General features: G+C 55.3%; 27 protein-coding genes. 23 read left to right on the forward strand and 4 right to left on the reverse strand.

Features of this window, described 5'->3' with window-relative positions:
* Window positions 1-38: 38 nt before the first annotated feature.
* The 6 genes from AC5EFR_RS07560 (at window position 39) to nuoF (ending at window position 5,530) form a co-directional block, all read left to right on the forward strand.
* The gene (locus AC5EFR_RS07560; protein ID WP_299927417.1) at window positions 39-329 is read left to right on the forward strand and encodes a hypothetical protein; all 291 of its coding nucleotides are present in this window, start codon (window positions 39-41) and stop codon (window positions 327-329) included.
* Window positions 330-413: 84 nt separating this feature from the next.
* Window positions 414-1,700 carry an NADH-quinone oxidoreductase subunit E gene (locus AC5EFR_RS07565; protein ID WP_493575250.1) on the forward strand — a complete coding sequence of 429 codons (1,287 nt, stop codon included), beginning with the start codon at window positions 414-416 and terminating at the stop codon, window positions 1,698-1,700.
* 32 nt (window positions 1,701-1,732) lie between these two features.
* The gene (locus tag AC5EFR_RS07570) at window positions 1,733-2,992 is read left to right on the forward strand and encodes a helix-hairpin-helix domain-containing protein (protein ID WP_493575251.1); all 1,260 of its coding nucleotides are present in this window, start codon (window positions 1,733-1,735) and stop codon (window positions 2,990-2,992) included.
* A gap of 128 nt (window positions 2,993-3,120) precedes the next feature.
* Window positions 3,121-3,990, forward strand: a complete 870-nt coding sequence (locus AC5EFR_RS07575; RefSeq protein WP_493575252.1) for a helix-hairpin-helix domain-containing protein — start codon at window positions 3,121-3,123, stop codon at window positions 3,988-3,990.
* A 15-nt stretch (window positions 3,991-4,005) separates the two neighbouring features.
* Window positions 4,006-4,224: a DUF5337 domain-containing protein gene (locus AC5EFR_RS07580; protein ID WP_493575253.1), complete on the forward strand. Its 219-nt coding sequence runs from the start codon at window positions 4,006-4,008 to the stop codon at window positions 4,222-4,224.
* 7 nt (window positions 4,225-4,231) lie between these two features.
* On the forward strand, window positions 4,232-5,530 hold the full coding sequence (gene nuoF, locus AC5EFR_RS07585) for an NADH-quinone oxidoreductase subunit NuoF (RefSeq protein WP_493575254.1): 1,299 nt from the start codon (window positions 4,232-4,234) through the stop codon (window positions 5,528-5,530).
* A 15-nt stretch (window positions 5,531-5,545) separates the two neighbouring features.
* Here nuoF and AC5EFR_RS07590 read toward each other — a convergent pair whose 3' ends face one another.
* Complete coding sequence (locus AC5EFR_RS07590) at window positions 5,546-5,701, reverse strand: hypothetical protein (protein WP_493575255.1); 156 nt, start codon at window positions 5,699-5,701, stop codon at window positions 5,546-5,548.
* A 257-nt stretch (window positions 5,702-5,958) separates the two neighbouring features.
* Between AC5EFR_RS07590 and AC5EFR_RS07595 the strand changes: the two genes are divergently transcribed.
* The 17 genes from AC5EFR_RS07595 (at window position 5,959) to AC5EFR_RS07675 (ending at window position 22,050) form a co-directional block, all read left to right on the forward strand.
* Entirely contained in the window at window positions 5,959-6,303 is a 345-nt protein-coding gene (locus AC5EFR_RS07595; RefSeq protein WP_493575256.1) for a hypothetical protein, read from the forward strand.
* Between the two features lie 120 nt (window positions 6,304-6,423).
* Entirely contained in the window at window positions 6,424-6,816 is a 393-nt protein-coding gene (locus AC5EFR_RS07600) for a DUF5333 domain-containing protein (protein WP_493575257.1), read from the forward strand.
* Between the two features lie 264 nt (window positions 6,817-7,080).
* Complete coding sequence (gene nuoG / locus AC5EFR_RS07605; protein WP_493575294.1) at window positions 7,081-9,099, forward strand: NADH-quinone oxidoreductase subunit NuoG; 2,019 nt, start codon at window positions 7,081-7,083, stop codon at window positions 9,097-9,099.
* Window positions 9,100-9,143: 44 nt separating this feature from the next.
* Window positions 9,144-9,500 carry a YNQ4 family lipoprotein gene (locus AC5EFR_RS07610; RefSeq protein WP_493575295.1) on the forward strand — a complete coding sequence of 119 codons (357 nt, stop codon included), beginning with the start codon at window positions 9,144-9,146 and terminating at the stop codon, window positions 9,498-9,500.
* 7 nt (window positions 9,501-9,507) lie between these two features.
* A complete protein-coding gene (nuoH, locus tag AC5EFR_RS07615) occupies window positions 9,508-10,545 on the forward strand; it encodes an NADH-quinone oxidoreductase subunit NuoH (protein WP_299927389.1) in 1,038 nt (345 codons plus the stop codon).
* A gap of 103 nt (window positions 10,546-10,648) precedes the next feature.
* A complete protein-coding gene (locus AC5EFR_RS07620) occupies window positions 10,649-10,990 on the forward strand; it encodes a hypothetical protein (RefSeq protein WP_493575258.1) in 342 nt (113 codons plus the stop codon).
* Window positions 10,990-11,484, forward strand: coding sequence for an NADH-quinone oxidoreductase subunit NuoI (gene nuoI / locus AC5EFR_RS07625; protein WP_493575259.1), 495 nt, complete (start codon window positions 10,990-10,992; stop codon window positions 11,482-11,484). The genes AC5EFR_RS07620 and nuoI overlap by 1 nt, the downstream gene beginning before the upstream one ends.
* 11 nt (window positions 11,485-11,495) lie before the next feature.
* Entirely contained in the window at window positions 11,496-12,023 is a 528-nt protein-coding gene (locus AC5EFR_RS07630; RefSeq protein ID WP_493575260.1) for a hypothetical protein, read from the forward strand.
* Window positions 12,020-12,424 carry a carboxymuconolactone decarboxylase family protein gene (locus tag AC5EFR_RS07635; RefSeq protein WP_493575261.1) on the forward strand — a complete coding sequence of 135 codons (405 nt, stop codon included), beginning with the start codon at window positions 12,020-12,022 and terminating at the stop codon, window positions 12,422-12,424. The genes AC5EFR_RS07630 and AC5EFR_RS07635 overlap by 4 nt, the downstream gene beginning before the upstream one ends.
* On the forward strand, window positions 12,421-13,029 hold the full coding sequence (locus AC5EFR_RS07640) for an NADH-quinone oxidoreductase subunit J (RefSeq protein ID WP_493575262.1): 609 nt from the start codon (window positions 12,421-12,423) through the stop codon (window positions 13,027-13,029). The genes AC5EFR_RS07635 and AC5EFR_RS07640 overlap by 4 nt, the downstream gene beginning before the upstream one ends.
* A gap of 238 nt (window positions 13,030-13,267) precedes the next feature.
* Window positions 13,268-13,573 (forward strand): NADH-quinone oxidoreductase subunit NuoK, encoded by a 306-nt coding sequence (nuoK, locus tag AC5EFR_RS07645; protein ID WP_097802727.1) that lies wholly within the window; start codon window positions 13,268-13,270, stop codon window positions 13,571-13,573.
* A gap of 4 nt (window positions 13,574-13,577) precedes the next feature.
* The gene (nuoL, locus tag AC5EFR_RS07650) at window positions 13,578-15,728 is read left to right on the forward strand and encodes an NADH-quinone oxidoreductase subunit L (RefSeq protein ID WP_493575263.1); all 2,151 of its coding nucleotides are present in this window, start codon (window positions 13,578-13,580) and stop codon (window positions 15,726-15,728) included.
* Window positions 15,728-17,284 (forward strand): NADH-quinone oxidoreductase subunit M, encoded by a 1,557-nt coding sequence (locus AC5EFR_RS07655; protein ID WP_493575264.1) that lies wholly within the window; start codon window positions 15,728-15,730, stop codon window positions 17,282-17,284. Before nuoL ends, AC5EFR_RS07655 begins: the two co-directional genes overlap by 1 nt.
* 12 nt (window positions 17,285-17,296) lie before the next feature.
* Entirely contained in the window at window positions 17,297-18,739 is a 1,443-nt protein-coding gene (gene nuoN, locus AC5EFR_RS07660) for an NADH-quinone oxidoreductase subunit NuoN (RefSeq protein WP_493575265.1), read from the forward strand.
* 107 nt (window positions 18,740-18,846) lie between these two features.
* Window positions 18,847-19,587, forward strand: a complete 741-nt coding sequence (locus tag AC5EFR_RS07665) for a biotin--[acetyl-CoA-carboxylase] ligase (protein WP_493575266.1) — start codon at window positions 18,847-18,849, stop codon at window positions 19,585-19,587.
* Between the two features lie 12 nt (window positions 19,588-19,599).
* Entirely contained in the window at window positions 19,600-20,376 is a 777-nt protein-coding gene (locus AC5EFR_RS07670; protein ID WP_299927349.1) for a type III pantothenate kinase, read from the forward strand.
* A 6-nt stretch (window positions 20,377-20,382) separates the two neighbouring features.
* Entirely contained in the window at window positions 20,383-22,050 is a 1,668-nt protein-coding gene (locus tag AC5EFR_RS07675) for a ribonuclease J (protein ID WP_493575267.1), read from the forward strand.
* 70 nt (window positions 22,051-22,120) lie between these two features.
* Here the strand turns inward: AC5EFR_RS07675 and AC5EFR_RS07680 are convergent, their stop codons facing one another.
* The 3 genes from AC5EFR_RS07680 to AC5EFR_RS07690 form a co-directional block, all read right to left on the reverse strand.
* Complete coding sequence (locus AC5EFR_RS07680) at window positions 22,121-23,521, reverse strand: DEAD/DEAH box helicase (protein ID WP_493575268.1); 1,401 nt, start codon at window positions 23,519-23,521, stop codon at window positions 22,121-22,123.
* 198 nt (window positions 23,522-23,719) lie between these two features.
* On the reverse strand, window positions 23,720-24,682 hold the full coding sequence (locus tag AC5EFR_RS07685; RefSeq protein ID WP_493575269.1) for a glycosyltransferase family 2 protein: 963 nt from the start codon (window positions 24,680-24,682) through the stop codon (window positions 23,720-23,722).
* Window positions 24,679-26,415, reverse strand: coding sequence for a glycosyltransferase family 2 protein (locus tag AC5EFR_RS07690; RefSeq protein WP_493575270.1), 1,737 nt, complete (start codon window positions 26,413-26,415; stop codon window positions 24,679-24,681). Before AC5EFR_RS07690 ends, AC5EFR_RS07685 begins: the two co-directional genes overlap by 4 nt.
* Between the last annotated feature and the right edge of the window lie 121 nt (window positions 26,416-26,536).

Here is a 26,536-nt window from a genome sequence, read left to right on the forward strand (position 1 = left end):
CGCCAGACATTGCCAAGATCGTGCAGAAAGGCCTGATAATGAAGAAACTTGTTCCCGCTTTGGCCGCTATGACGTTGGCCTCCGCCTGTGTCATGCCCCCAAAGGACATCACCGACGAAGATTTGGCCGCCTATGATGCGGCTGTGGCCTCGATTGGCTGTGATCTCGTCGCGGAACGGCACTACCTGCCGGTTGAACTGCAAACCGGGCTGCCACGGGAAAAAGTGATCGAAGTCGGCCAATATCGGTTGCAAACCGAAGAAGCGGTTGCGCTTGAAGGCGGCGGAATTCGTTTGATAACAGGGGCCTGCGCGCCCACAGAGGCCTAAACCTTTCCCGTAAGGGGCCACAGGAATAGAAAACAGTGACCGGGGTGACATGGTTCCCGGTTAGCCAACCGAAAGACCAAAGATATGCTGCGTCGTTTGCACTCTGAGCAACCTGAAAGCTTCGAATTCACCCCGGCTAACCTGGCTTGGGCGCAAAATCAGGTCAGCAAATACCCCCAAGGCCGTCAGGCCAGCGCGATCATCCCACTTTTGTGGCGCGCGCAGGAGCAAGAAAGCTGGCTCACGCGTCCGGCGATTGAATATGTCGCGGACATGCTGGGGATGGCCTACATTCGCGCACTCGAAGTGGCGTCGTTCTATTTCATGTTTCAGCTGCAACCGGTTGGTTCCGTTGCTCATATCCAGATTTGCGGCACCTTGTCCTGTATGATCTGTGGGGCCGAAGACCTGATGGCGGTCTGCAAAGACAAAATTGCTGACAAGCCGCATACGGTGTCGGCGGATGGCAAGTTTAGCTGGGAAGAGGTCGAGTGCCTTGGTGCCTGTACCAACGCACCCATGGCCCAGATCGGCAAAGACTATTACGAAGACCTAACGGCCGAAAAGCTGGGGCAACTGTTAGATGATATGGCCGCTGGCAAAGTTCCGACGGTTGGCCCCCAAAATGGTCGCTTCGCATCCGAGCCGGAATCGGGCATCTCGTCGCTAACTGAGTTTGTGAACGGCTCGATCAAGCTAAATGCCTCGGCGCAATTGGCCGATGACATTGGCGACACAATCAAGCGCATAGATGGCACCGAAGTTCCGGTTGTTCAGGGCTGGGAAGATCAGTCAAATGGTGGCGCGGCCGCTGCGGTTTCCTTGGCGTCTGATGCTGTTGTTGCGCCGGTGAGCAAACCCGCTGCCAAGGCCGAGGCACCAGAGGCCAAGGTCGAAACTGTGACGGCGGATGCCCCTGTTTTGAAACCTTCCAAAGAGCTTCCGGGCCAGGCGGACCTTGCTGAACGCAAGGGCGAATGGCGTTACGAGGGCGGTGACAAGGCTGATGCTGGGGAAAAAACAGCCGCTAAGCTCAAAGCTACGACCAATGTCTCGGCCCCTGTAGAAGCCAGTGCCGAAGACAAACCCGCCGCCCTTGAGGCGGCCAGAGACGGCGTTGCGGATGATCTGAAATTGATCAAAGGCGTCGGTCCTAAGCTTGAAAAACTACTTAATTCCATGGGTTTCTACCATTTCGACCAAGTTGCCGCTTGGACTGACAAAGAATTGGGTTGGGTGGATCAGAACCTCGAAGGGTTCAAAGGTCGTGCAAGTCGCGATAATTGGGTCTCCCAAGCCAAAACCCTTGCTTCCGGGGAAGAAACCGAATTTGCTACCCGTGCAAAAAAGGACGACATCTATAAAGACTAGGTGTCAGTATAACGCGGATAGGGAGTTAGGGAATGAACAACGCAAACGGCGGACAGAGTTGCTCGGTCAAATGCTGGACGGTTGCCGGAGTCATTGGGGTGATTATCGCCTTGATGGCCATAGCGGTGGCGGGAAAGAGCATTTTTGCAGGGCTGATTTTGGGAATACTGGCGGCGGTGCTGCTTGGGTTCTTGTTCAACTGGCTCTTTTGTTCCGATGTGCCTGCGATTGGCGCAAGCAGCTCCAGCTCACAGGCGTCTGATGGTGACGGTCAAGGCACGGGCGTAGCTTCAGCAGCAGGTGTCACCGCCGCTGGTGCGAGCGCCGCAAAAGCAGCCTCTGTAACCTCGGGGCAACCCGCGGCATCAGCAACGGCCACGGCAGCCCCAGCCTCTGAGGATACAACTGCGGCAAAATCTGACGAAAGCGAGGCAGACGCGGTTGAGGTAACGGGTGCATCCGACATTGCAGGTGAGGCGACCGGGGCAGTCAAACCCTCCAAAGCCTTAGCGGGCGAAGCCGATCTGGCTGAGCGTAAGGGCGAATGGAGCTATGACGGCGATGCCGATGGCGACGCAAGTGACGTCGACGCAGGTGCCAAGGGTGAGACCGCGAGTGCAGACAAACCGGCGGCATCCGAAAGCACTGGCGATGATAATGCGACACCGGCTGCCGATGAGGCTGCCGATGCATCTGATGCGGGTGCCGATACAACCGAGACTGTGATCAAACCGTCGACCGAGTTGCCAGGTCAGGCGGATCTTGCTTCTCGCAAGGGCGAATGGCGCTATAACGGTGGAGACAAAGCAGAGGCCGACTCGTCTTCGCCGGTAGCGGAACCGGACGTTGAAGCAACACCGGCGACAACTGAGGACCCGGCTGTGGCTGTGTCTCAAGGGGCGTCAGCAGCACCAGCGACAGAGACGGCACCAAAAGCCGAAGCAACGCCTAAAGATTTAGGCGAAGACTATGATGGTGATGGTGTCAAAGAAGGCACCGAAGAGGGAAGCAAGCCGGAACTCCTCGAAGCGCCCTTGGAAGGTGGTCCCGATAACTTGAAAGAAATCAAAGGTATTGGGCCAAAGCTTGAAAAGGTTTGTCACAGCCTTGGCGTTTATCACTTTAGCCAAATTGCCGCTTGGACCGAGGACGAAGTCGCTTGGGCCAATGCCAATTTGGTTGGTTTCAAAGGCCGCGTGACCCGTGACAATTGGGTTGAGCAGGCCAAAATTTTGGCTGCGGGTGGGGAAACCGAATTCTCCAAACGCGTCGACAAAGGCGGGGTCTACTAAGACCCTGCGACACCGCGATGCCTTGCATGCTGCGCTGCAGTATGCAAGGCGTGACCTAGCAACGTTGGGGAGGAACGGGGCTTTAATTGCGCAGATGTTCTGCGCTTTTCATAGTTTGGAGCGATAACGTGACCAAGACGACCCCACTATATACCATGACCCCTGATTTTACTCCTGTTGTGCGCATGATGGCCATGCAAACAAAATTCGCTGCCCAGTCGAGCGAAGCCGCGATGCGGTTTGCCTATCTTCCTTGGAAGAGCTGGAGCGCCGGTTTTGGTGCCCTGAATTCCGTAGTTGCGCCGAAAGCTTCGGTATCTGCTAAAGTGACCGCCAAAGCGGCCCCAAAGGTTTCGGAAAAGAAGCCCGCTAAACAAGCCGCCGTGGCCGAGGCTCCTGTAAAAGTTGAGCCTGTTGCGAAGCCTGCTCCTGCAAAAGTTGCAAGCTCCAAGGTCGAGCCTATTGCAAAGCCAGTTGAGAAGACGATCGCCAAGGCAGAGACAAATACTCCGGCTCCGGCCAAGAAAGTCGCCGCGCCTGCTCCAAAAGCCGCAGCTCCAAAAGACACTGCACCAAAAGCAGCTGCACCTGCGCCCAAAGTGGTTGAAACCCCTAAAGTGGTAGCGGCCAAAGTTGCGGCCCCAAAACCTGCTACGACCGCTGCAAAGCCAAAAGTAGAGGCTCCCGCACCAGTTAAAGCAGCCGCCAAGCCAGTAAAAGCCGAGGAAAAATCGGCCGCCAAAGCAAAGCCAATCAGCCCCAAGCCAGAGATGCTTAAGGCGGCGCGCAACGGCAAAGCGGATGACCTAACACAATTGAAAGGTGTTGGCCCGAAATTGGCTTTGGCCTTGCAAGAGGCAGGCATTTTTCATTACGACCAGATTGCGGATTGGACCGAAGCCCAGACCGCATGGGTTGACGACAACATCGCTGGTGTGCGGGGGCGGGCCTCGCGCAATGATTGGGTGAACCAAGCCCTTGAACTGGCAACTGCATAAGCTTGGAGGGCGGGCATGAGCGATAAGATCAATCAGGCGCGGCAAGGGCGGGTGATTTCACTTGTCATCGCCGGTGTCGCGATTGGATGGATCGTCATGACCGCCCTTGGGCAAGCGTTGGATTGGACCCAGCGCACACGCGTCTTGTTTGACCTTTTGGCTTTGGCCGGGTTCGCAATGGCGATATGGATGATTTACGGACTCTGGCGGGACCGCCAGAAAGACAAGGATTAGGTAGGCTATGCTGCAGGATCAGGATCGGATCTTTACCAACCTCTACGGAATGCATGACCGGACTCTGGCCGGCGCGCAGAAGCGCGGCCATTGGGATGGCACGGCAAAGATCATTCAGAACGGGCGCGATTGGATTATTGACCAGATGAAAGCCTCGGGCCTGCGTGGTCGTGGTGGTGCCGGTTTCCCGACCGGATTGAAGTGGTCTTTCATGCCCAAGGAAAGCGACGGTCGCCCGTCCTACCTTGTTGTGAACGCAGATGAATCCGAGCCGGGCACCTGTAAAGACCGCGAAATCATGCGCCATGACCCGCATACGTTGATCGAAGGCTGTTTGATCGCATCATTCGCGATGCAGGCCAACACGTGTTACATCTATATTCGCGGTGAATATATCCGTGAAAAAGAGGCGCTTCAGGCGGCGATTGATGAAGCATATGACGCCGGTCTTTTGGGCAAAAACGCCGCTGGCTCGGGCTGGGATTTCGACCTATTCCTGCATCATGGGGCAGGGGCTTATATTTGCGGTGAAGAAACTGCCTTGCTCGAAAGCCTTGAGGGCAAAAAGGGCATGCCGCGCATGAAGCCGCCGTTCCCGGCTGGCTCTGGTCTTTATGGCTGCCCCACTACCGTGAACAACGTCGAATCGATTGCGGTTGTGCCGACAATTTTGCGCCGTGGTCCTGAATGGTTTGCTGGTTTCGGCCGCCAAAACAACGCGGGCACCAAGCTGTTTGCGATTTCTGGCCACGTCAACACCCCCTGTGTCGTTGAAGAAGCCATGTCAATCAGCTTTGAAGAACTGATTGAAAAGCATTGCGGAGGCATTCGTGGTGGCTGGGACAACCTACTGGCGGTTATTCCGGGCGGATCGTCTGTTCCTTGTGTGCGCGGTGAGCATATGAAGGACGCGATCATGGACTTCGATTACCTGCGAGGTGAGCTTGGCTCTGGCCTTGGCACGGCGGCGGTGATTGTTATGGACAAGCAGACCGACATCATCAAAGCGATCTGGCGTTTGGCGAAATTCTACAAGCACGAAAGCTGTGGCCAATGTACGCCGTGCCGCGAAGGTACCGGTTGGATGATGCGCGTCATGGAGCGTCTTGTTCGTGGCGAGGCTGATCTTGAAGAGATCGACATGCTTTGGGATGTGACCAAGCAGGTCGAAGGCCACACCATTTGCGCTCTTGGCGATGCGGCTGCTTGGCCGATCCAAGGTTTGATCCGCAACTTCCGCGAGGAAATCGAAGATCGGATCAAGGCGCAGAAATCCGGTAAGCTCAGCGCCATCGCTGCCGAGTAATCATCGGTTTCAGCACTAAGTTTCAAAGGGGGCTTCTAAGCCCTCTTTTTTATAGGGGGTTGGAATATGTCTTGGAATTTTTTGTCTAGCGAAGACTTGCATCCAAATAGTTGTCCAGCCTGCAACCAACCGCCTTATCCAAAGAATAGTACCTGCTCCTGCGGTTTTCATGGAGGAGACGGCCCTCGCTTCCAAATGAAGTTTTCGAAATCTGTCCCTGTTACAATTCTGGGGGGATTGGCGATCGCTTTTGTGTTGTACCTCTTACATAAACTCACTGGTTTGTAAGACCTGACTTGACCCGTCACCAACGAACGGCAACACTGGTCTTTGCCATGAGACGCAATTGGCTTATTGGATTGAATTGGTTAAGGTAAACGCATGGCAAGGTGGCGCAATTTCGCGCGGCTGTGCAGAGGAGGCCTGGGATGGGACGTTTCGCAATCTTTTTGATGATGGGGCTGGCGGTTGCCGGGTGTTCGAAATTGAACATTGGCAGCGGTAAGAACCCAACCTTTGACGGCCAGTTGTTTAAAACAAAAGCCAAGGCAGAACGTTCAGATCGTCAACATTTTGTTGCCAGCGTCAAACCAGTGTCCAATTCTTTGGATGGGGCGATTGAAGCCGCTGAACATCAAGGGATTCGTCATTGTATTGAATACTTCGGCTCTTCTGACATTGATTGGGAGGTTGGCCCCGACACAGATCCTGACGCTTTGATTGTCGAAAACGATACCCTGACATTTATGGGAACTTGTCGCGACGCGGGCTAAGACAGGATCGCTTGAATTGGTGGGAACCTGCCGATTTTCATTCATTTAGGCGGCTGTTATTGAATAACTGCCGCCGCCCAGCCCATCTTTGGTCAAATGAGTAGTCAAGGAGGGCCAATAATGCGCCTGATTCCCGTTGTTTTGATTTTTCTGGGCGCTGCCCAACCTCTGGCCGCCAAGGCTCCGCTAAGCCAAGTACCTGCAATTGACGACAAATTGATGGAAGTCGCGATAGCTGATGAGATTCGCAAAAAATGTGATGGTATTAACGCTCGGATGTTCCGGGCGCTGTCGCGGTTAAACGATCTGCAAGACAAGGCCCGATCCATGGGGTACTCCAAGCAAGAGATCGACGATTATGTGACGTCGAAAAAAGAAAAACGCCGGATGCGCGGCAAAGCCGAAGCTTTCTTGACTGCTAAGGGGGTCAATTACAAAGATCGCAAGGCGCTTTGTTCCTTTGGCAAGGCCGAAATCAAGCGCCAGACCGGTATCGGAACCCTTTTGCGTTAATTCGAATTGCGGCCGCCTTAAACCAAGGTCGCATTTCATGTCGCCCTGTCTTTGTTAACCATTGTTACCAAACCGGGGCGAATTTCTGAATATACATTCTAAATCCCGCATTTAACCGCGTCCCAATCCATGGGGGCGCGGCGATTTTTCCCGCAATTCCGTGTTCTAACGACTGGCGTCGCGCGGCTACACACGCTAGAAGGCGAGCGACCGCGGCGTGTCATAAGGGGCGCCGTGCCAGCCATGAACGTGGAAAGGCCGGGCATGTCCGATTTGCGCAAGATCATCATTGATGACCATGAAGTAGAAGTAGATGGGGCGATGACGCTCATCCAAGCCTGTGAAGAGGCTGGGATTGAGGTGCCGCGATTCTGCTATCACGAACGACTCTCCATCGCGGGCAATTGCCGGATGTGTTTGGTTGAGGTTGTGGGCGGTCCGCCCAAACCCGCCGCATCCTGTGCGATGCAGGTGCGCGATTTGCGCCCTGGCCCAGAAGGGCAGCCACCGGTTGTGAAAACCAATTCACCGATGGTGAAAAAGGCCCGCGAAGGGGTGATGGAGTTTATGCTCATCAACCACCCGCTGGATTGCCCGATTTGCGACCAAGGTGGTGAATGCGACCTGCAAGACCAAGCCATGGCTTATGGCATGTCTGGTACGCGGTTCAACGAACCAAAGCGCGCTGTTGACGATCTCGATCTTGGGCCGCTGGTCGAAACACACATGACACGCTGCATCAGCTGTACGCGTTGTGTTCGCTTTACCTCTGAGGTCGCGGGCTTGACCCAGATGGGCCAAACCGGTCGCGGCGAAGATGCCGAGATCACCAGTTATCTGAACCAGACGCTGGATTCGAACCTTCAGGGCAATATCATTGATCTGTGCCCTGTTGGGGCGCTGGTGTCGAAACCCTACGCCTTTACCGCCCGTCCTTGGGAATTGAGCAAGACAGAAACCATCGACGTGATGGATGCGCTTGGCTCCAACATTCGGGTTGATACCAAGGGGCGCGAAGTCAAACGCATCATGCCGCGCAACCACGACGGTGTGAACGAAGAGTGGATTTCCGATAAATCACGTTTTGTGTGGGATGGTCTGCGTCGTCAGCGTCTCGACACGCCGTATATCCGCGAAAACGGCAAACTGCGCCCCGCCACCTGGCCCGAAGCATTGGGCAAGGCAGCAAGTGCCATCAAGGGCGCAACGAAACTCGGGGCTCTGGTTGGCGATCTTGCCTCGACCGAAGCGGCCTATAGTGTCAAACAGCTCGTCGAAGGGCAGGGCGGTATCGTCGAATGTCGCGTTGATGGGGCCCGTCTGCCTGCGGGCAATCGCTCGGGCTATGTTGGCACCGCCAGCATCGAAGATATCGATTCGGCCAAGGCGATCATGCTCATCGGCACCAACCCACGCGAAGAAGCACCGGTTTTGAATGCCCGTATTCGTCGTGCTTGGACCAATGGCTGCAACATCGGTGTGGTTGGCGAAGAGGTCGACCTGACCTACGAATACTACCACGCCGGTACCGACCGCGCGGCGCTTCAGGCGCTTTTGGATGGTGACGTTGACGGGGCCAAGGGCAAGGAAACTCTGGTCATTGTTGGCCAAGGTGCCATTGCCGAGGCGGATGGGGCTGCTGTATTGGCCGCGGCTCAGAAATATGCCGAACTTACCGAAAGCAAGTTTCTAGTACTGCACACGGCCGCGGGTCGCGTTGGTGCCTTGGACGTTGGGGCGGTCAATGACGGTGGTCGCAATGCGGTGTCTGACTGTGATGTGATCTACAACCTTGGTGCTGACGAAGTCGACATCGCGGCGGGACCATTGGTCATCTACCAAGGGTCGCACGGGGATCGTGGGGCGCATCGTGCCGACGTGATCCTCCCTGCAGCGGCCTATACCGAAGAAAATGGCTTGTTTGTGAACACCGAAGGACGTCCGCAATTGGCGATGCGTGCCGGGTTTGCGCCGGGTGAGGCCAAGGAAAACTGGGCGATCTTGCGGGCATTGAGCGCCGAGCTTGACGCCACACAGCCTTGGGATAGCCTCGCTGCGTTGCGTCAGGCTTTGGTCGCCGACGTTCCGCATTTGGCCAAGATCGACACCGTTCCAGAAAACGAGTGGCAGGCCTTGGGCACCGACAAGCTGGGGAGTGCCTCGTTCCGCTATGCGATCAAGGATTTCTACCTGACCAACCCGGTTGCCCGGGCGTCCAGCCTGATGGCGGATTTGTCGCGCGGTGCCAAAGACCGTACCAAAGCCCCGATGGCGGCTGAATAAGGGTGCGGGCTTTTGCCTTCATAACTGTGGTCGGATTGGCCAGCTTGTTGACCGCCTGCTCGGAGCAATCCGCTCAGGCCGAGCTGCCTTTTGAACCAAAGTACGAAGGTATTGAGACCCGTCTTTTGGACGGCGATCTGGTGAATTTTCATGTGGCGATGCGCGGGGCGCGCGACGCTGCGGATGTCGATGACTATGCCCGATGTGTTGCGGCGCAATATGCGCTTATTCGTGGCTATGGTTTTGCGCGGCATTTGCGCACGACAGTAAACGAAGAGGGTGGCCTCTGGCAGGGAGATGCGGTTTACACCATCTCGCCGGCGCTGCCCCGTGGGCTCAAGACGATCGACGCTGAAACCGTCGCATCGGCCTGCGCTGAGAACGGAATACCGATGGTATGAGGACCTGATGGCTGAATTCTTTACCACAACCTACCTAGGCATCGCGATTGTGATCGTGGCACAAATTCTCGCGGTTCTTGTACCACTGCTGGTGGCCTTGGCGTTTTTGATGTGGGGCGACCGCAAAATTTGGGCCGCTGTCCAGATGCGCAAAGGCCCGAACGTCGTTGGTTTCTTTGGTCTTGCCCAAAGTTTCGCCGACTTTATCAAATACATTGTCAAAGAGGTCGTTGTCCCTGCCGGTGCCGACCGCTTTGTTTACTTCCTCGCTCCGATGATTTCGCTTGTAATGAGCTTTATCGCCTGGGCGGTTATCCCGTTCAACGACGGTTGGGTGATTTCAGATTTGAACATCGCCATCCTCTATGTCTTCGCGGTCTCCTCGCTAGAGGTTTACGGTGTGATCATGGGTGGTTGGGCGTCAAACTCCAAATACCCGTTTCTTGGCTCATTGCGCTCTGCGGCACAGATGGTTTCCTATGAGGTGTCAATCGGCCTGATCATCATCGGTGTGGTTATCTCTTCCGGATCTATGAACTTTGGCGAAATCGTCAAGGCCCAAGAGGGCGCTGGTTTGCTGAGCTGGTACTGGATCCCGCATTTCCCAATGCTCATTCTGTTCTTTGTCTCTGCGCTTGCTGAAACCAACCGCCCGCCGTTCGACTTGCCCGAAGCTGAATCGGAACTGGTCGCGGGCTATCAGGTTGAATATAGCTCGACGCCGTTCTTGCTCTTTATGATTGGCGAATTGACCGCCGTTGTTCTGATGTGCGCACTGATTTCGGTGATGTTCTTCGGCGGCTGGTTGTCACCGGTTCCGGGCCTGCCTGATGGCGTGTTCTGGATGGTGTCGAAGATGGTCTTTGTCTTCTTCTTCTTCTCGATGGTGAAGGCGATTACACCGCGCTACCGTTACGACCAATTGATGCGTCTTGGCTGGAAAGTCTTCCTGCCGATGTCGCTGATCTGGGTGGTCTTTGTGGCCTTTGCGGCCAAGTTCGAATGGTTCTGGGGCGTTTATGCCCGCTATGCGACCGGGGGCTGATCCATGATCGTGACAAAGCATATTGGTCAAGTCCCGGGGCAGGGCGCAACACGCGCCCGGTTCCAAACTGGCGACCAGAGGCTTTGGAGCAAGGAGGAAGGCGATGTCTGATCTGAAAGAGGCGCTGTTAAACGCGAAATACATCGACATGATCACGTTAGGTGATTTTGTTGTGCGTGATTGCGGGCTGCCGGACACGGATGAAGATGGCAATCTGATGCCACAAGCCAATGAGATCGCTGCGGCGTTGTTTCGTTGGGCCGCCGGGGCCGAGGCCATGCCTGCCGAAGGCTTGGGGGATGATGAAACTGACGTTGCCGAGGCCGACACGGCTGAGGAAGCGGCGTTTGTAGAATATGACGAAAACGGCGATCCGCTCATGGATGCGGAAACCGCAGAAAAGCTAGAGGCTAACATGAAGGCCCAAGCCGAGGAGACCAGTTGATGGCAAACATCGATTATGGCCGCGCAGCCAAGTACTTTTTGCTTGCGGACTTCGTAAAGGGGTTCCAGCTGGGGTTTAAATACTTCTTCGCGCCTAAGGCGACGTTGAACTATCCCCATGAAAAAGGCCCGCTTAGTCCACGGTTTCGTGGGGAACACGCGCTGCGTCGTTATCCGAACGGCGAAGAGCGTTGCATTGCCTGTAAACTCTGCGAAGCGATCTGCCCGGCGCAGGCGATCACCATTGACGCCGAGCCGCGTGAAGATGGCTCACGACGCACCACCCGTTATGACATCGACATGACCAAATGCATCTACTGCGGCTTCTGCCAAGAGGCCTGCCCGGTGGATGCGGTTGTCGAAGGACCGAATTTCGAATTCGCCACCGAAACCCGCGAAGAGCTGTTCTATGACAAGGAAAAACTCCTTGCGAACGGTGAACGTTGGGAGGCTGAAATCGCCCGTAACCTCGAACTTGATGCCCCGTATCGCTAAGGCCTGACGCCATGCTGCTTCGTTCAACCACATTTGCTGCTCTTGCTGTTGCGCTTCAGGCGTCAACGGTGAACTCTGCTGTGGCCGGGGCGGAGCAAGCTGGTGAAAAAGGGAGCGATGCTTGGGTCGCCATGCGCGCGCAGATTTTTGCGCAGGTCTGTATGGCCAGCGCGCCAAACTTTGCCAATGTTGATGACAAAGCCAAGGCGGCCGGGTTGCAGGACACCGATAGTGGCTGGCACATGCCGCCCGAGGTTTTGCTGGATGTTGTTGAGCACGATAGTTTTTGCAGCTGCTTCATGACCACCCATGCACCGGATCAAGACGCGATGATTGGGGCCATCCATGGCCAGCTTATGCAAGATTTTGGCACGCAGTTTAGCGGGCCTGACTCAGGCTTGTCATCCGTTGCACCGTTTCAGATCGACGACCAAGAGGTCGTTTCGATTCTAGAACCCCGCGACTTTGGCGGTGAACAATGGGTCGCGGCACGGGTGTCGGTTTTTGGCCCGTGTCAGACCAAGGAGGGCACAGAATGACTGGTAAAACTCCGTTTGAATTGATGATGGAACAAGCTCAGGAAATGACCAAGGCCTTTAACCCGGCGATGTCGTCATTCGACCCGTCAGGCTTTGAAAAACTGTGGCCAACCATGGGCAAAGACGCCATGGAAATGTTCTTTGGTAAAGGCCTGTCGCAAAATGGGCTTGATGCTAAAACCCGACTGTTGCTGACGTTGGCCGGTCTGACAATGCAGGGCGCACAGGCCGAAGTGCCGATGCGCTCGACGGTGCGCCACGCTATGGAAGCTGGGGCCACCGAAGAAGAAATCGCCGAAACAATCGCACAAATGTCGATGTTCGCTGGAATTCCCGCCATGACGCGGGCCATGGAAATGGCCAAAGACGTTATGGCTGAAAAAAAGGATGATGAGACATGATGGTCTTTGCCTTCTATCTGTTTGCACTTGGCGCGATTGCCGGTGGGCTTTTCACCGTGATCAGCCGCAACCCGGTGCATTCCGTTCTTTGGCTCATTCTGGCCTTTATCTCGTCGGCTGGGTTCTTTGTGATGATGGGGGCAGAATTTGTCGCCATGCTGCTGATCATTGTTTATGTCGGCGCGGTAGCTGTTCTTTTCCTGTTTGTTGTCATGATGTTGGACGTCGATTTTGCCGAACTAAAGGCCGAAATGGCAAAGTACATGCCGCTGGCCTTGCTCATCGGCCTGATGATCTTGATGCAGCTAACCATGGCGTTTGGCGCATGGGACTTTGCCGAGGTGGCAAAATCGCAGCTGTCAGCTCCGACACCGGATGCCTCTGAAATACACAACACCCAAGCCTTGGGCCTGATCCTTTATGATCAGTACTTCTTGCTCTTCCAACTGGCCGGTTTGATCCTGCTGGTTGCGATGATCGGTGCGATTGTTCTGACACTACGGCATCGCAAGGACGTCAAGCGTCAGGATATTCTGGCCCAGATCTACCGCGATCCGGCCAAGGCGATGGAACTTAAAGACGTGAAACCGGGGCAGGGACTGTGATGATGGAATTGTTGATTGCAACATTGATTGGGGTCGCCGCACTTGTGTTGGCCCCAAAACCCCAAGCCAAACGCATTCCGGTCAAGGCCGAGCGCAAGCGGCGCGGATTGTAACAAACCGCTTTGGGTTTCCCATTGCGCCTGCCGATTGACGGCAGAAACAAGTACGAAGCATCGGGCCTTGGGCCCGCTACGGAATTAGACGAGGCGGCGCGCATGCTGCAAAAAGGACGAGGGATATGATCGGATTGGAACATTACCTGACGGTGGCAGCGGTGCTGTTTGTCGTTGGGATCTTCGGGCTCTTCCTGAACCGCAAGAACGTCATCATCCTGTTGATGTCGATTGAACTTATGTTGCTTGCGGTGAATATCAACCTTGTGGCCTTTTCGACCCATTTGGGCGATCTGGTCGGGCAGGTCTTCACGTTGTTTGTGTTGACGGTTGCCGCGGCAGAGGCCGCTATTGGCCTTGCCATTCTCGTCTGCTTCTTCCGGAACCGCGGCACAATCGCCGTGGAAGACGTCAACGTGATGAAAGGCTAACCCGATGGAAAGCATCATCCTTTTCGCCCCGCTCGTGGGCAGCTTGATTGCCGGGTTTGGCTGGAAGTTCATTTCGATCCGTGGCGCACAGTGGGTTACAACCGGTTTGTTGTTCCTTGCCTGCGCCCTAAGCTGGATCGTCTTCTTGACCCATGGCCCTGAGACCCAACATATCCAAGTTTTACGCTGGATCGAAAGCGGCACGCTTAGCACCGATTGGGGCATTCGCCTTGATCGCCTGACCTCGATCATGCTGATTGTTGTCACGACGGTGTCGGCGCTGGTCCACCTTTATAGCTTTGGCTACATGGCCCATGACGATCAGTTCAAAGACGGCGAAGAAAGCTACCGGGCCCGTTTCTTTGCTTATCTGAGCTTCTTCACATTCGCGATGCTAATGCTGGTGACCTCGGACAACCTTGTTCAGATGTTCTTTGGCTGGGAAGGTGTGGGCGTTGCCTCATACCTCTTGATCGGCTTCTACTATCGCAAGCCGACCGCCAACGCCGCCGCGATGAAAGCGTTCATCGTTAACCGCGTAGGTGATTTTGGCTTTGCGCTCGGTATCTTTGGCCTGTATTTCTTGGTCGATAGCGTCAAGTTTGATGATATCTTTGCCGCGGCTCCTGCACTGGCGGAAACACAGCTGCATTTCCTGTGGGGCACATGGAACGCCGCCGAAGTTCTGGCGCTGTTGCTCTTTGTTGGTGCGATGGGTAAATCGGCCCAGCTGTTCCTTCACACATGGCTGCCCGACGCGATGGAGGGTCCGACACCTGTTTCGGCGTTGATCCACGCTGCGACCATGGTTACCGCCGGTGTCTTCCTTGTCTGTCGCATGTCGCCGCTGATGGAATTCGCGCCAAACGCCACTGCGTTCATCACCTTCCTTGGGGCGACCACAGCCTTTGTCGCGGCCACCATCGGCCTTGTTCAAAACGACATCAAACGCGTTATCGCCTATTCCACCATGTCCCAGCTGGGTTACATGTTTGTGGCGGCGGGTGTCGGCGTTTACTCGGTCGCGATGTTCCACCTGTTCACACACGCGTTCTTTAAGGCGATGTTGTTCCTTGGCGCGGGTTCCGTGATCCATGGTATGCATCACGAACAAGACATGCGGAACTACGGTGGTCTTAAGGACAAGCTTCCCAAAACCTTCTGGGCAATGATGATTGGCACGCTGGCCATCACCGGTGTTGGTATCCCGCTCACCCATATTGGTTTCGCCGGCTTCCTGTCCAAGGATGCGGTGATCGAAAGCGCATGGGCCGGAACACAAGGCGGTTATGCCTTCTGGATGCTGGTTATCGCGGCGCTGTTCACAAGCTTCTATAGCTGGCGTCTGATGTTCATGACCTTTTTTGGCAAGCCGCGCGGCGACAAGCACACACATGAGCACGCGCATGAAAGCCCGATGGTCATGTTGGTGCCGCTGGGTGTCTTGGCGCTTGGCTCGGTCTTTGCCGGTATGCTTTGGTACGGATCGTTCTTTGGCGACCACCACAAGGTCAACACCTTCTTTGGTGTTCCCGACCATCACGCCGAAGCGTCCGAGCACAGTGACGATCATGCAGCATCAGCTGCGGACGATCATGCCGCAGACAATCACAGTGATGATCACGGTGACGCTAAGGATCACGTTGCGGCGCATACCGATGAAGGCCACGCAGCAATGGCTGCTGCCCACCATGGCGCGGCACCCGAGGGGGCGATCTTTACCCATCCTGACAATCACGTCATGGACGAGGCGCATCATGCCCCGATCTGGGTCAAAGTCAGCCCGTTCATCGCAATGATCATTGGTTTGGCCACGGCCTACTGGTTCTACATCGTGAACCCAAGCTTGCCCAAACGTCTGGCCGAGGCGCAGCGCCCGTTGTACCTGTTCTTGCTAAACAAATGGTACTTCGACGAAATCTACGATTTCCTCATTGTTCAACCGTCCAAAGCCCTTGGTCGCTTGCTGTGGAAAAACGTTGACGAGGCGATCATCAAGGGTGCCTTAAACGGCATTGCCATGGGCATCGTTCCCTTCTTCACTCGATTGGCCGGCAAGGCGCAGTCTGGTTTCATCTTTACTTATGCCTTTTGGATGGTGATCGGCATGGCCGTTCTCATCACCTGGATGACGCTCAGCGGAGGAGCGCACTAATGGGTAACTTGCTTTCCATAGTCACCTTCCTGCCTCTCTTGGCGGCCCTGATTTTGGCTGGGTTGCTGCGCGGCAAAGGCGAGGCGGTTGACCGCAATGCCAAGTGGTTGGCGATGTTCGCCACCACGGCCACCTTTCTGATCTCGCTGTTTATTCTGTTCCAATTTGATCCCGCAGACACCGGGTTCCAGATGGTCGAAGAGCGTGAATGGCTTCTTGGTCTGAAATACAAAATGGGCGTCGACGGGATTTCGGTTCTGTTTGTGATGTTGACCACCTTCATGATGCCGCTGGTAATCGCGGCGTCTTGGGATGTCAGCCACCGCGTCAAGGAATACATGATCGCGTTCCTGCTCTTGGAAACGTTGATGCTTGGCGTGTTCATGGCCCTTGATCTGGTCCTGTTCTACCTGTTCTTCGAAGCGGGCCTGATCCCGATGTTCCTGATCATCGGGATTTGGGGCGGCAAAGAACGCATCTACGCCTCGTTCAAGTTCTTCCTCTACACGCTGCTTGGTTCGGTTCTGATGCTGGTTGCGATGATCGCGATGTACGCAGATGCGGGCACCACCGATATCGTCAAACTGCTCAGCCACAACTTTGCCACCGAAAGCTTTAGCATTCTGGGTATTCAGGTTGTCGGCGGCCTCCAGACTATGTTGTTCTTGGCCTTCTTTGCCAGCTTCGCGGTCAAAATGCCCATGTGGCCGGTCCACACCTGGTTGCCCGAAGCCCACGTTCAGGCCCCGACGGCCGGGTCTGTTGTTCTTGCGGCGATCTTGTTGAAGATGGGTGGCTATGGCTTCTTGCGCTTTAGCCTGCCGATGTTCCCGGTCGGGTCGGATGTCATGGCGAACTTTGTGTTCACCCTGTCGGTCATTGCGATCATTTACACATCGCTGGTGGCGCTTGTCCAAGAGGACATGAAAAAGCTGATCGCCTATTCCTCGGTTGCGCACATGGGGTATGTGACAATGGGGATCTTTGCGGCCAACCAACAAGGTGTTGATGGCGCGATCTTCCAGATGCTGAGCCACGGGTTTATCTCTGGCGCGCTCTTCCTCTGTGTTGGCGTGATCTACGACCGGATGCACACCCGCGAGATCGACGCCTATGGCGGCCTTGTGAACCGGATGCCGGCCTATGCGCTGATCTTCATGTTCTTCACCATGGCCAATGTCGGCCTGCCGGGCACCTCTGGCTTTATCGGGGAATTCCTGACGCTGATGGGTGTCTTCCAGAAAAACACCTGGGTTGCTGCGGGTGCGACTACCGGTGTGATCCTGTCGGCCGGTTATGCACTGTGGCTCTATCGTCGCGTCGTCATGGGCGACCTGATCAAGGAAAGCCTGAAAACCATCACCGACATGAACCTGCGTGAAAAGCTGATCTTTGCACCGCTGGTGGTGATGACAATCTGGTTGGGGGTCTATCCGGCTCCGATCCTAGATCGTATCGGCCCATCGGTGACGGCACTCGTACAACATTATGACACGGCAGTTGCCGCGGCGGACTTAGGTGCGCCTGCGGAAACCGCTGATGTCGAACATCATTAAGGGGGCGGGGTTATGATCTCGGCTGATCTCAATATCATCCTGCCGGAAATCCTGCTTTCGGTCTTTGCCATGGGCGCGCTGCTTGGTGCGGTCTATACCGGCAAGGACAAGCTGGCCTCGACCCTGACATGGGTCACAGCTGCAGTGTTCCTGGTGCTGGCCTTCTGGATCGGGATGACCGGCGAAGGATCCACCTCTGCCTTTGGCGGTCTTCTGGTTGTTGACGGGTTCGCCCGTTTCGCCAAGGTGGTTATCCTCGCGTCTGCAGCCTGTGTTCTGTTGATGAGCGAAGGCTACATGGCGCGTCGCGGCATGTTGGTGTTCGAATATCCCATTCTGGTGGCCTTGTCGGTTGTCGGGATGATGGTCATGGTGTCGGCCTCCGACCTGATGACCCTCTATATGGGCCTCGAACTGCAGTCGCTGGCGCTGTACGTTGTCGCGTCTTTCCGTCGTGATAGCGCGAAATCGACCGAAGCGGGCTTGAAGTATTTCGTGCTTGGCGCGCTAAGCTCGGGTTTGCTGCTTTATGGTGCGTCTTTGACCTACGGCTTTGCCGGAACAACCAACTTCGAAGGCATCATCGCCGCGGCTGTTCATGGTCACGTCTCGACTGGCCTGTTGATTGGTCTGGTCCTGCTGATCGCCGGTCTGGCGTTCAAAGTTTCTGCTGTGCCGTTCCACATGTGGACACCGGACGTCTACGAAGGCTCGCCCACACCGGTCACCGCCTTCTTTGCCACGGCGCCAAAAGTCGCGGCCATGGCAATGTTCGCCCGTGTGATGTTTGACGCCTTTGGTCAGGCGATCTCGGATTGGAGCCAGGTCATCGCCTTGTTGTCGGTTCTGTCGATGTTCCTAGGGGCCATCGCCGCAATCGGTCAGCGCGACATCAAACGCCTGATGGCCTATTCGTCGATTGCACATATGGGTTTTGCCCTGATGGGTCTTGCGGCCGGCACCGCGCTTGGTGTGCAAGCGATGCTGATCTACATGGCGATCTATGTGACCATGAATATCGGTACCTTTGCCTTTATCATGTCGATGGAACGTGATGGCCAACCGGTCACAGATATCGGCAGCCTCGGCATGTATTCCACCCGCGAACCGGCAAAAGCTTTGGCGATGTTGGTCCTGCTGTTTAGCTTGGCTGGTATTCCACCGCTTGTTGGTTTCTTTGGCAAATTCTACGTTTTGCGCGCGGCTTATGAGGCTGATCTGGCGTGGCTGGCAATCGCCGGTGTGATCGCCTCTGTGATCGGTGCGTTCTACTACCTCCGCATTGTTTTCTTCATGTATTTTGGCGAAGAGCAAGAAGAGGCGCTGGAAACAAACGGGTCTTGGGTTCTCAAAGGTGGGTTGTACCTGTCCGCGGTGATTATGGTGCTGGGTGTGGTCAACTTGTTTGGTGTTGAAACATGGGCCCAATCGGCGGCGGCCACATTGGTCCAGTGATCGACCTGCCAAAAGAATAGACAAACGTGACGCGCCCATTGTGGCGCGTCATTTTGTATAAAGGCACCGCGACTTCGCGGTGACCGATAAGTTGGAAAGGGCGACATATGGCTTGGCCTGATGGATATGGAAAACGTGTGTTGGTCGAAGTGGACAGCACCAACGCCGAAGCGGCCCGGATCGCCAAAGATCTGGCTGGCCCGGAATGGATACTGGGCCTCAAACAAACGGCGGCCCGTGGACGTCGGGGGAGGGCGTGGGTCAATCCGCTTGGAAACTTCTCGGCGACGCTGGTTTTGCGACCAACCGAAACGCCGGATGTTGTGGCTTTGCGCAGCTTTGTCACGGCCCTTGCGCTCTATGACGCCTTCGAAGCCCTGACCGGGACGTCGGCGGGTTTGGCTTTAAAATGGCCCAACGATGTTTTGCTAAATGGCGGCAAGGTGGCGGGTATTCTTCTCGAAGGGATCGGCGGCCCCGGTGGGCATTTGGCCATCGGTATCGGCATTAACCTGATCGCTGCCCCGGATGCCGCTCAGGTTGAAAGCGGGGCGGTTGCGCCTGTGTCACTTTTGGCCGAAACCGGAAAACGCGTCAGCCCCGAGATGATGTTGGAGGCTTTGGCCAAGGCTTATGCCGCGCGAGAGGCCAGCTTTGTCACCTATGGCTTTGCCCCGATCAGACAGGCGTGGATGGATCGCGCTGCGCGTTTGGGCGAGGTCGTAACAGCACGTTTGGCCAATCATGAGGTCACCGGCACCTTTGAAGAGGTGGACGCGCAGGGCAATCTGGTCTTAAAGACCGCAAAAGGCCGCGAAGAAATCGCGGCTGCTGATGTGTTTTTCTGAAAGGCGTAACGCATGCTTTTGGCGATTGATTGCGGCAACACCAATACGGTTTTCTCGATCTGGGATGGGGAAACCTTCTTGTGCACCCTGCGCACCTCGACCCACCATTCGCGCACGGCTGACGCCTATTTTACGTGGTATTCGACCCTTGTGAACCACTACGGGCTAAACGTTGACATCACCGATGTGATTATTAGCTCAACAGTGCCGCGCGTCGTCTTTAACCTGCGTGTCTTTGCCGATCGCTTCTTTGGCTGTCGCCCGCTGGTCGTTGGAAAACCCGGATGTGATTTGCCGATCCTGCCACGCGTTGACACCGGAACCGGTGTTGGCCCAGACCGTTTGGCCAATGCGGCGGCGGCCTATGATCGTCATGGCGGTGATGTCGTTGTGGTTGATTTTGGCACGGCGACCAATTTCGATGTGGTGGCCGAAGATGGGGCCTATGTTGGTGGCGTCATCGCGCCCGGTGTGAACCTCAGCCTCGAAGCCTTGCACCAAGGGGCGGCCGCGCTTCCTCATGTTGATATTAGCCAACCGGAGCAAGTGATTGGAACCAACACCGTTGCCTGTATCCAATCGGGTGTGTTTTGGGGCTATGTTGGGCTGATCCAAGGGATCACGGCGCGGATTAAGGCAGAATATGGTCGCCCGATGAAGGTTATTGGCACAGGTGGCCTTGCCCCCTTGTTTGCGACGGGCGAAATGCTATTTGACAGTATCGAAGACGACCTGACCATGCATGGGCTGACCGTCATATATAATTATAACAAGAAAAATGGGGGCTAAGAGCGCATGAGTTCGGAGCGGTTGATCTATCTACCTTTGGGCGGTGCCGGCGAAATCGGCATGAATTGCTATGTCTATGGCTATGGCAAACAGGGTGAGGAACGTTTGATCGTTGTTGATCTTGGTGTGACTTTCCCCGACATGGACAGCACGCCGGGTGTTGACCTGATCCTGCCTGACATCACCTGGCTCAAGGAAAACCGCAACCGGATCGAGGCGGTGTTCATCACCCACGCCCACGAAGATCACGTCGGTGCGGTTGGCCATCTGTTTGGTGATCTGGGCGTCAAAATCTATGCCCGTGCCTTTACCTCAAACATCGCGCGTCACAAGCTTGCGGAATACGGGGTTGAGGGCAACGCGGTGCAAACCGTCGGCAAATGGCCCGAAACCGTGCAGGCAGGGCCGTTGACTGTTGGTTTCCTGCCAATTTCGCATTCGATTCCCGAAAGCAGCGCGCTGGTCATTGATAGTCCAGATGGCCGTGTGATCCATACCGGCGACTTCAAACTCGATACAACTCCGCTTGTTGGCGAAGCCTGGGACCCCGAGCTTTGGGCCGAAGTGTCCAAGGATGGCGTCAAAGCCTTGGTTGTGGATTCGACCAATATCTTCTCGCGCAGCGCAGGCCGATCCGAGGCCATTGTCACCCCAGCGGTTGAAAAGCTGGTGGCCGAGGCCGATCAGATGGTCATTGCCACGACCTTTGCCTCCAACGTGGCGCGGGTCAAATCCTTGGCCGAAGCGGGGGCCAAGGCGGGCCGATCTATCTGTTTGCTAGGCCGGGCGATGCGTCGGATGATCGAAGCCTCGGTCGAAACGGGTGTTTTGAAGAACTTCCCTCCGGTGATTGGGCCGGAAGACGCGGTGCAACTACCGCGCGACAACGTCATGTTGATCGTCACCGGATCGCAGGGGGAACGCCGTGCCGCCAGTGCGCAATTGGCGCGTGGGAAATACAACGGCATCACCTTGAAAGAGGGCGACCTGTTCTTATTTTCGTCGAAAACCATTCCGGGGAATGAACGCGGTGTGATCCGCATCATGAACCAGTTTTCGGAGCAAGGCGTTGATATTGTAGGCGATAGCGATGGGGATTATCACGTCTCGGGTCACGCCAACCGCCCCGATCTTGAAACCATGCAAGATATCGTCAAACCCCAAATCGTGGTACCGATGCACGGCGAACACCGTCATTTGCGCGAGCATGTCAAACTCTCCGAAGCCAAAGGCCGTCAGGGCGTATTGGCGGTCAATGGGATGATGATTGATCTCAGCGGCAACAAACCCAAAGTGACAGAATATATCGAAACCGGTCGCACCTATCTGGATGGATCAGTGCAAATTGGTGCCTTGGACGGTGTGGTTCGCAACCGGATTCGCATGGCGTTGAACGGGCATGTTTTGGTCACGGTGATTTTGGACGAAGATGACGAAGCCCTTGGTGATCCATGGTGCGAAGTCATGGGGCTGCCAGAACAAGGGCGTAGCCATGCACCGCTGGTTGATATTTTGGAAGAAGACCTGTCGCAATTGTTGGGTCGGGCCGGTGCCAAGATCATGACCGATGACGACAAGTTGGAATCCGAGCTGCGCAAAGTCACGCGCCAAAGCTGCCAAAATGAGATCGGCAAAAAGCCCGAAGTCACCGTGGTGATCAGCCGTTTAAGCTGATCTCATTGGACAACAAAAAGCCCCGCGATCATATCCTGATCGCGGGGCTTTTTCGTTTTAAGGGATTATCTTAGCTGGCGCGACGTTCGTCAAAGCTTAGCGCGATGAACTCGGGCATATGATCGCCCATGCCGACAATCGTATTGTCGCGACCACCACCAGAGCGACGGTTGTCGCCTTTAGGTTTTTCGTTGCGGCGTGACCGTGTGTTTTTGACCTCGCGCGGCTCTTCGGACTTTGCGCGGCTCGTTTTGGCCGGCGCGTCTTTCTTCTCGTCGCGCTCGCGAACGGGCTTTTCGGCTTTAACTGGTTTTTCCGCTGGTTTCACCGGGTTTTCGATCCGCGGAATCTCTTTCTGGATCAACGCCTCAACAGCGTCGAAATAATTCTCGTCGCGCGGAATGACAATGGTCACTGCTTTGCCGTCACGTCCGGCCCGGCCTGTACGACCAATCCGGTGGACATAATCTTCGGCGTGGCTTGGCACGTCAAAGTTGAACACATGGCTCACCGATGGCACATCAAGTCCACGGGCCGCCACATCAGAGGCGACAAGAATGCGCAACTCACCATTGCGGAACCCGTCAAGCGTTTTCATGCGTTGCGATTGGTCGAGATCGCCGTGGATGGGGGCGGCGTCAAAACCATATTTCTTTAGGGATTTCGCGACGATATCCACATCAACTTTGCGGTTGCAGAAGATGATTGCATTTGTGCATTTTTCACCTTCGGCCTCGATCAACGCGCGCAAAACCTTGCGTTTCTCGGTGCCTTCGCGATCACGGCGCGACGCTTTGAAAACAACCGCACCTTGTTCGATGGTCTCAGAAGCCGTCGCCTGACGTGCAACTTCGATCCGGGCAGGTGCCGACAGGAACGTGTTGGTGATCCGCTCAATTTCCGGGGCCATCGTGGCCGAAAAGAACAGTGTCTGACGTGTAAAGGGTGTGAGGCTGAAAATGCGTTCGATATCGGGGATGAACCCCATATCGAGCATTCTGTCAGCTTCGTCGACAACCATAATCTGAACGCCGGTTAGCAAAAGCTTGCCGCGCTCAAAGTGGTCGAGCAAACGACCGGGGGTGGCGATAAGAACATCGACACCTTTATCAATCAACGCGTCTTGTTCCTTAAAGGAAACGCCGCCAATCAAAAGCGCTTTGGTGAGTTTGACATGCTTGGAATAGGTGTCAAAGTTTTCCGCCACTTGCGCCGCCAATTCGCGGGTCGGGCACAAGACCAAAGAGCGTGGCATCCGCGCACGCGCACGGCCACGGGCCAACATCGAAATCATCGGAAGCGTAAAACTCGCGGTTTTTCCGGTGCCGGTTTGGGCGATGCCCAACACGTCTTTGCCTTCGAGCGCAGGTGGAATTGCCCCGGCTTGGATAGGTGTCGGGCTTTCATAGCCCGCCTCATCCACAGCTTTTAGGACTTTGGGGCTTAGGTTCAGGTCACTGAATTTTGTCATTCGGGTCCGTATTTTTTGCGGACACGATCCTTGGCCCGCTGGCAGCTTAGGGGGCAGGCCCGTTCGGCCTTGCATGGTTGCATTCTCAACCCCTTGGCGCGTGGTTTAGTTAAAACATGCGCCAAGGTCAATCACGGCGGTCACATGGCTGTGTGTCTTATCCATTGATTGTTTCAAATTCGGCAACTTTCCCCGGTTTTACAGCGTATTGATGCCCGGAAAGTGTGTTTTGCGCAGAGTTTTATAATCCAATTGATGCCTGCGCAGCAAACCATTTGCCTTGAGCCGGAGACAAAGGTCGATATCTGCGACGCAAACCTCGTGAAAAAACGCCTTCAACGCCTCTTCGCCGCCGTCAGATTCGATGGCTTGAAACAGATCGTGTAAATTCGGCGCACCGTCTTTGCGCACCTGCGGCTTTAATTCAGATCGGTATGAGCCTTGAGAAAGGCGAAACCGGTAGGCTTGGATGAAATGTTGCCAGCTGTCGGCGTGAAAATGGCCAAGTTCGATGTCGGGAATTTCAACTTGGCCCGGGTTTTGAACGCCATCCAGAGCAATGTTGTGAATTTTGATTTGAAGGCCTTTTAATCCGGTGCGGAAAAACAATTTCCCCGCCACATGGGATAAAAAACCACCCGATAAATAGGGCCCCCAATTGGGAAAACAGGCCTCAGACGCCGCCTGGCGTTTTTGTTGATCCAAGTGAAAGGCTTTGAACGCGGTTTCGCCGGGTTCTACCGCGTCCCCATGCGCCAAGGCTTCGATAGGTCGGATACGGGCGCATTTGGCCTGGGCTGGCAATGCACCCAATAGATTGCCGATTTTGGTCGTTGGAAACAGGAATTCGTCGACATCAATATGCGCCAGCCAATCGACCTCGACCCGGCGATTATTGGCATGGCGGGCATTGAGGCTTTGGCGGACCTGATGTTTTTGAGGACGGCCTTTGCGCTTGGTCCAATAGGCGTCATCGGTGTGCAAGACCTTGATCTTTGGATGAGATTTCAAGGCCGCCAGCGTTTCTGGTACGTCATCGTCGAGATATAGATAAAGGCGATGCGCCCCGAGCTCAAAATGCCACGATGCAAAATTCAAAATCGCTGTTAGGGGGGCTTTGATTGTCGAAACGACACCCCAGCGGGTGTTGAGATCGGTCATGGCATCCTCCCGAATACGCGCATGACGCTGGCGTCAAAATCGAATTGATGGTGCAACAGCATTTTGCGGGCTTTGAGGCGCGCGCGCAATTCTGGTGTGTCGGCGCATACCTCGTCAAAGAACGCGCGCAATCCTGCGTCGCCTTCTTCGTCAGAGAGGAATTTCAACAATTCGGCTTGGCCCAATTCCGGGCGTTCAGATCGGGGGCGATAGCTGCCTTTTGTTTGACGAAAATCCAAATGGCCGCGGAAATGTTCCCAGCTGGGGGCATGAAAATGCGCAAGGAAAAGGCCAGCCGGTTTTTCGCGATTGCTGGCATCTTCACCGTTGTATTTCAACGTGTGAATGCCAAGTCGCGTGTCGGGAATACCCGTGCGGGCGAAAACTTTGCCCGAACTATGGGATAAGAAACCGCCATATAAGTGTAGGCCGAATGTCGGGTAAATGTCTTGAAGGTCAGACTTCTTTACCCCGGCTTGTTTGTGGGTCAGCTTGAAATATTCCGGTGTTCCGCGGTCCGGGGCCAAGGCTTCGGCCGGGGGAATGCGCGCCATGGAAATTGCCGGGCCAACGGAGGCCAGTTTTTCAACCATGGGCGCGTCGGTCATGATGAATTCATCAACGTCAATATGGCCCAACCAATGCAAATCATCCTCAACGGCGCGAAGGGTTCGCGTGGCATTATAGGCCTGACGCAGCTGATGCGCTTCCATCCGGCGTTTACCGGTTGATTGCCAATAGGCGTCGTCACAGAGGGTGACATGGATTTTCGGATGGCGCGCTAGAAACGCCGCAGTTTCCGGTTTGGGATCGTCCAAAAAGATATGGAGCGCGTCTGCACCAAGCTCAAGATGATGGGCTGCAAAGCGGGCAATCTGACCCAAAGGGGCCTTTATCGTGCTGACAATGCCCCATCTCAGGTCTTGTTGGCCAATAGTGAGACGATCCACTGGCACTGGTGCGATGTTGGATTTGGTTTTGATCTTTTTTATCCGATCACGGCGGGCTTTCATCACCTGCAGGCGTCGAAACAACGTCCGCTCATCATGGATGAGAAGCTCAATCAGATGATGGGCAAGGGGGGCAATGGTGGTATCGCCCTGTGCCTCTTGCCAAAGGCGGGCAATCAGATTGACATCCAAACCGCCGCCGGAAATGGAATAGCTGTCCATATCTAAGGGAAGTTTTGCTCTGATTTTCCCTGTTAAAGTAAAGGGTTGATCAGGTGTTAGGCCGGAATATAAGCGTTCGGATTCATAAAGTTTCATCGCGCCGAACAAGGCGGTCATGGCAAGGCCTGTGGCGCGTTGGGTGGCATTTGCTCCGTGATCGCCAAAGGTGGTGATCGCAGAAACCAGCCATCTCTGATCCAATTCCCGAACCAATTGCGCGCCATGTTCGGCCCAAAGTCTCACAAACAGGGCAGGGGCATGATCAGGCACATCGCGTTTGCGCAAATGGGCGATCAGCATCCCGTTTAAGTAAGACAGCTCAGACAACCCCTGCAATTCCTCGCGCAATTGAAAGCGTTTGCGGTGATAGCTTGACCGAAAGGGGCGCGTTTCTTGGACAATCTCGTTCGGATTCGGCACAATCTGGTTGGCCAGCGAGTTTAGATCAACGTCGAGGTCGGGCAATCCTTCGTTCTCGGCATAGCTAAAACTGTCGCGGCGACCTTCGTATTGGGCCAGCAAGGCGTTGATACCGCCCTTATAAGTTGGTGTTCTGCTCATTCCTTTATCATCCTGTGCGCGCATGGCGGGGGCAAGGGGGCAAAGCCCCGCCAATGACAGGTTTTGCAACCTGTGGCCGTGGCACCTCCATCTTGGCTTGCAACTGGGGCTTGGCAAGCGC

The organism is Pelagimonas sp., from assembly GCF_058892305.1.

What these genes read in the sequence shown, in the direction of transcription:
- AC5EFR_RS07560 (WP_299927417.1), top strand. Translation starts at nt 39, where the DNA reads ATGAAGAAACTTGTTCCCGCTTTGGCCGCTATGACGTTGGCCTCCGCC.
- AC5EFR_RS07565 (WP_493575250.1), top strand. Translation starts at nt 414, where the DNA reads ATGCTGCGTCGTTTGCACTCTGAGCAACCTGAAAGCTTCGAATTCACC.
- AC5EFR_RS07570 (WP_493575251.1), top strand. Translation starts at nt 1,733, where the DNA reads ATGAACAACGCAAACGGCGGACAGAGTTGCTCGGTCAAATGCTGGACG.
- AC5EFR_RS07580 (WP_493575253.1), top strand. Translation starts at nt 4,006, where the DNA reads ATGAGCGATAAGATCAATCAGGCGCGGCAAGGGCGGGTGATTTCACTT.
- nuoF (WP_493575254.1), top strand. Translation starts at nt 4,232, where the DNA reads ATGCTGCAGGATCAGGATCGGATCTTTACCAACCTCTACGGAATGCAT.
- AC5EFR_RS07590 (WP_493575255.1), bottom strand. Translation starts at nt 5,701, where the DNA reads ATGAAAACCGCAGGAGCAGGTACTATTCTTTGGATAAGGCGGTTGGTT.
- AC5EFR_RS07595 (WP_493575256.1), top strand. Translation starts at nt 5,959, where the DNA reads ATGGGACGTTTCGCAATCTTTTTGATGATGGGGCTGGCGGTTGCCGGG.
- AC5EFR_RS07600 (WP_493575257.1), top strand. Translation starts at nt 6,424, where the DNA reads ATGCGCCTGATTCCCGTTGTTTTGATTTTTCTGGGCGCTGCCCAACCT.
- nuoG (WP_493575294.1), top strand. Translation starts at nt 7,081, where the DNA reads ATGTCCGATTTGCGCAAGATCATCATTGATGACCATGAAGTAGAAGTA.
- nuoH (WP_299927389.1), top strand. Translation starts at nt 9,508, where the DNA reads ATGGCTGAATTCTTTACCACAACCTACCTAGGCATCGCGATTGTGATC.
- AC5EFR_RS07620 (WP_493575258.1), top strand. Translation starts at nt 10,649, where the DNA reads ATGTCTGATCTGAAAGAGGCGCTGTTAAACGCGAAATACATCGACATG.
- nuoI (WP_493575259.1), top strand. Translation starts at nt 10,990, where the DNA reads ATGGCAAACATCGATTATGGCCGCGCAGCCAAGTACTTTTTGCTTGCG.
- AC5EFR_RS07630 (WP_493575260.1), top strand. Translation starts at nt 11,496, where the DNA reads ATGCTGCTTCGTTCAACCACATTTGCTGCTCTTGCTGTTGCGCTTCAG.
- AC5EFR_RS07635 (WP_493575261.1), top strand. Translation starts at nt 12,020, where the DNA reads ATGACTGGTAAAACTCCGTTTGAATTGATGATGGAACAAGCTCAGGAA.
- AC5EFR_RS07640 (WP_493575262.1), top strand. Translation starts at nt 12,421, where the DNA reads ATGATGGTCTTTGCCTTCTATCTGTTTGCACTTGGCGCGATTGCCGGT.
- nuoK (WP_097802727.1), top strand. Translation starts at nt 13,268, where the DNA reads ATGATCGGATTGGAACATTACCTGACGGTGGCAGCGGTGCTGTTTGTC.
- nuoL (WP_493575263.1), top strand. Translation starts at nt 13,578, where the DNA reads ATGGAAAGCATCATCCTTTTCGCCCCGCTCGTGGGCAGCTTGATTGCC.
- AC5EFR_RS07655 (WP_493575264.1), top strand. Translation starts at nt 15,728, where the DNA reads ATGGGTAACTTGCTTTCCATAGTCACCTTCCTGCCTCTCTTGGCGGCC.
- nuoN (WP_493575265.1), top strand. Translation starts at nt 17,297, where the DNA reads ATGATCTCGGCTGATCTCAATATCATCCTGCCGGAAATCCTGCTTTCG.
- AC5EFR_RS07665 (WP_493575266.1), top strand. Translation starts at nt 18,847, where the DNA reads ATGGCTTGGCCTGATGGATATGGAAAACGTGTGTTGGTCGAAGTGGAC.
- AC5EFR_RS07670 (WP_299927349.1), top strand. Translation starts at nt 19,600, where the DNA reads ATGCTTTTGGCGATTGATTGCGGCAACACCAATACGGTTTTCTCGATC.
- AC5EFR_RS07675 (WP_493575267.1), top strand. Translation starts at nt 20,383, where the DNA reads ATGAGTTCGGAGCGGTTGATCTATCTACCTTTGGGCGGTGCCGGCGAA.
- AC5EFR_RS07680 (WP_493575268.1), bottom strand. Translation starts at nt 23,521, where the DNA reads ATGACAAAATTCAGTGACCTGAACCTAAGCCCCAAAGTCCTAAAAGCT.
- AC5EFR_RS07685 (WP_493575269.1), bottom strand. Translation starts at nt 24,682, where the DNA reads ATGACCGATCTCAACACCCGCTGGGGTGTCGTTTCGACAATCAAAGCC.
- AC5EFR_RS07690 (WP_493575270.1), bottom strand. Translation starts at nt 26,415, where the DNA reads ATGAGCAGAACACCAACTTATAAGGGCGGTATCAACGCCTTGCTGGCC.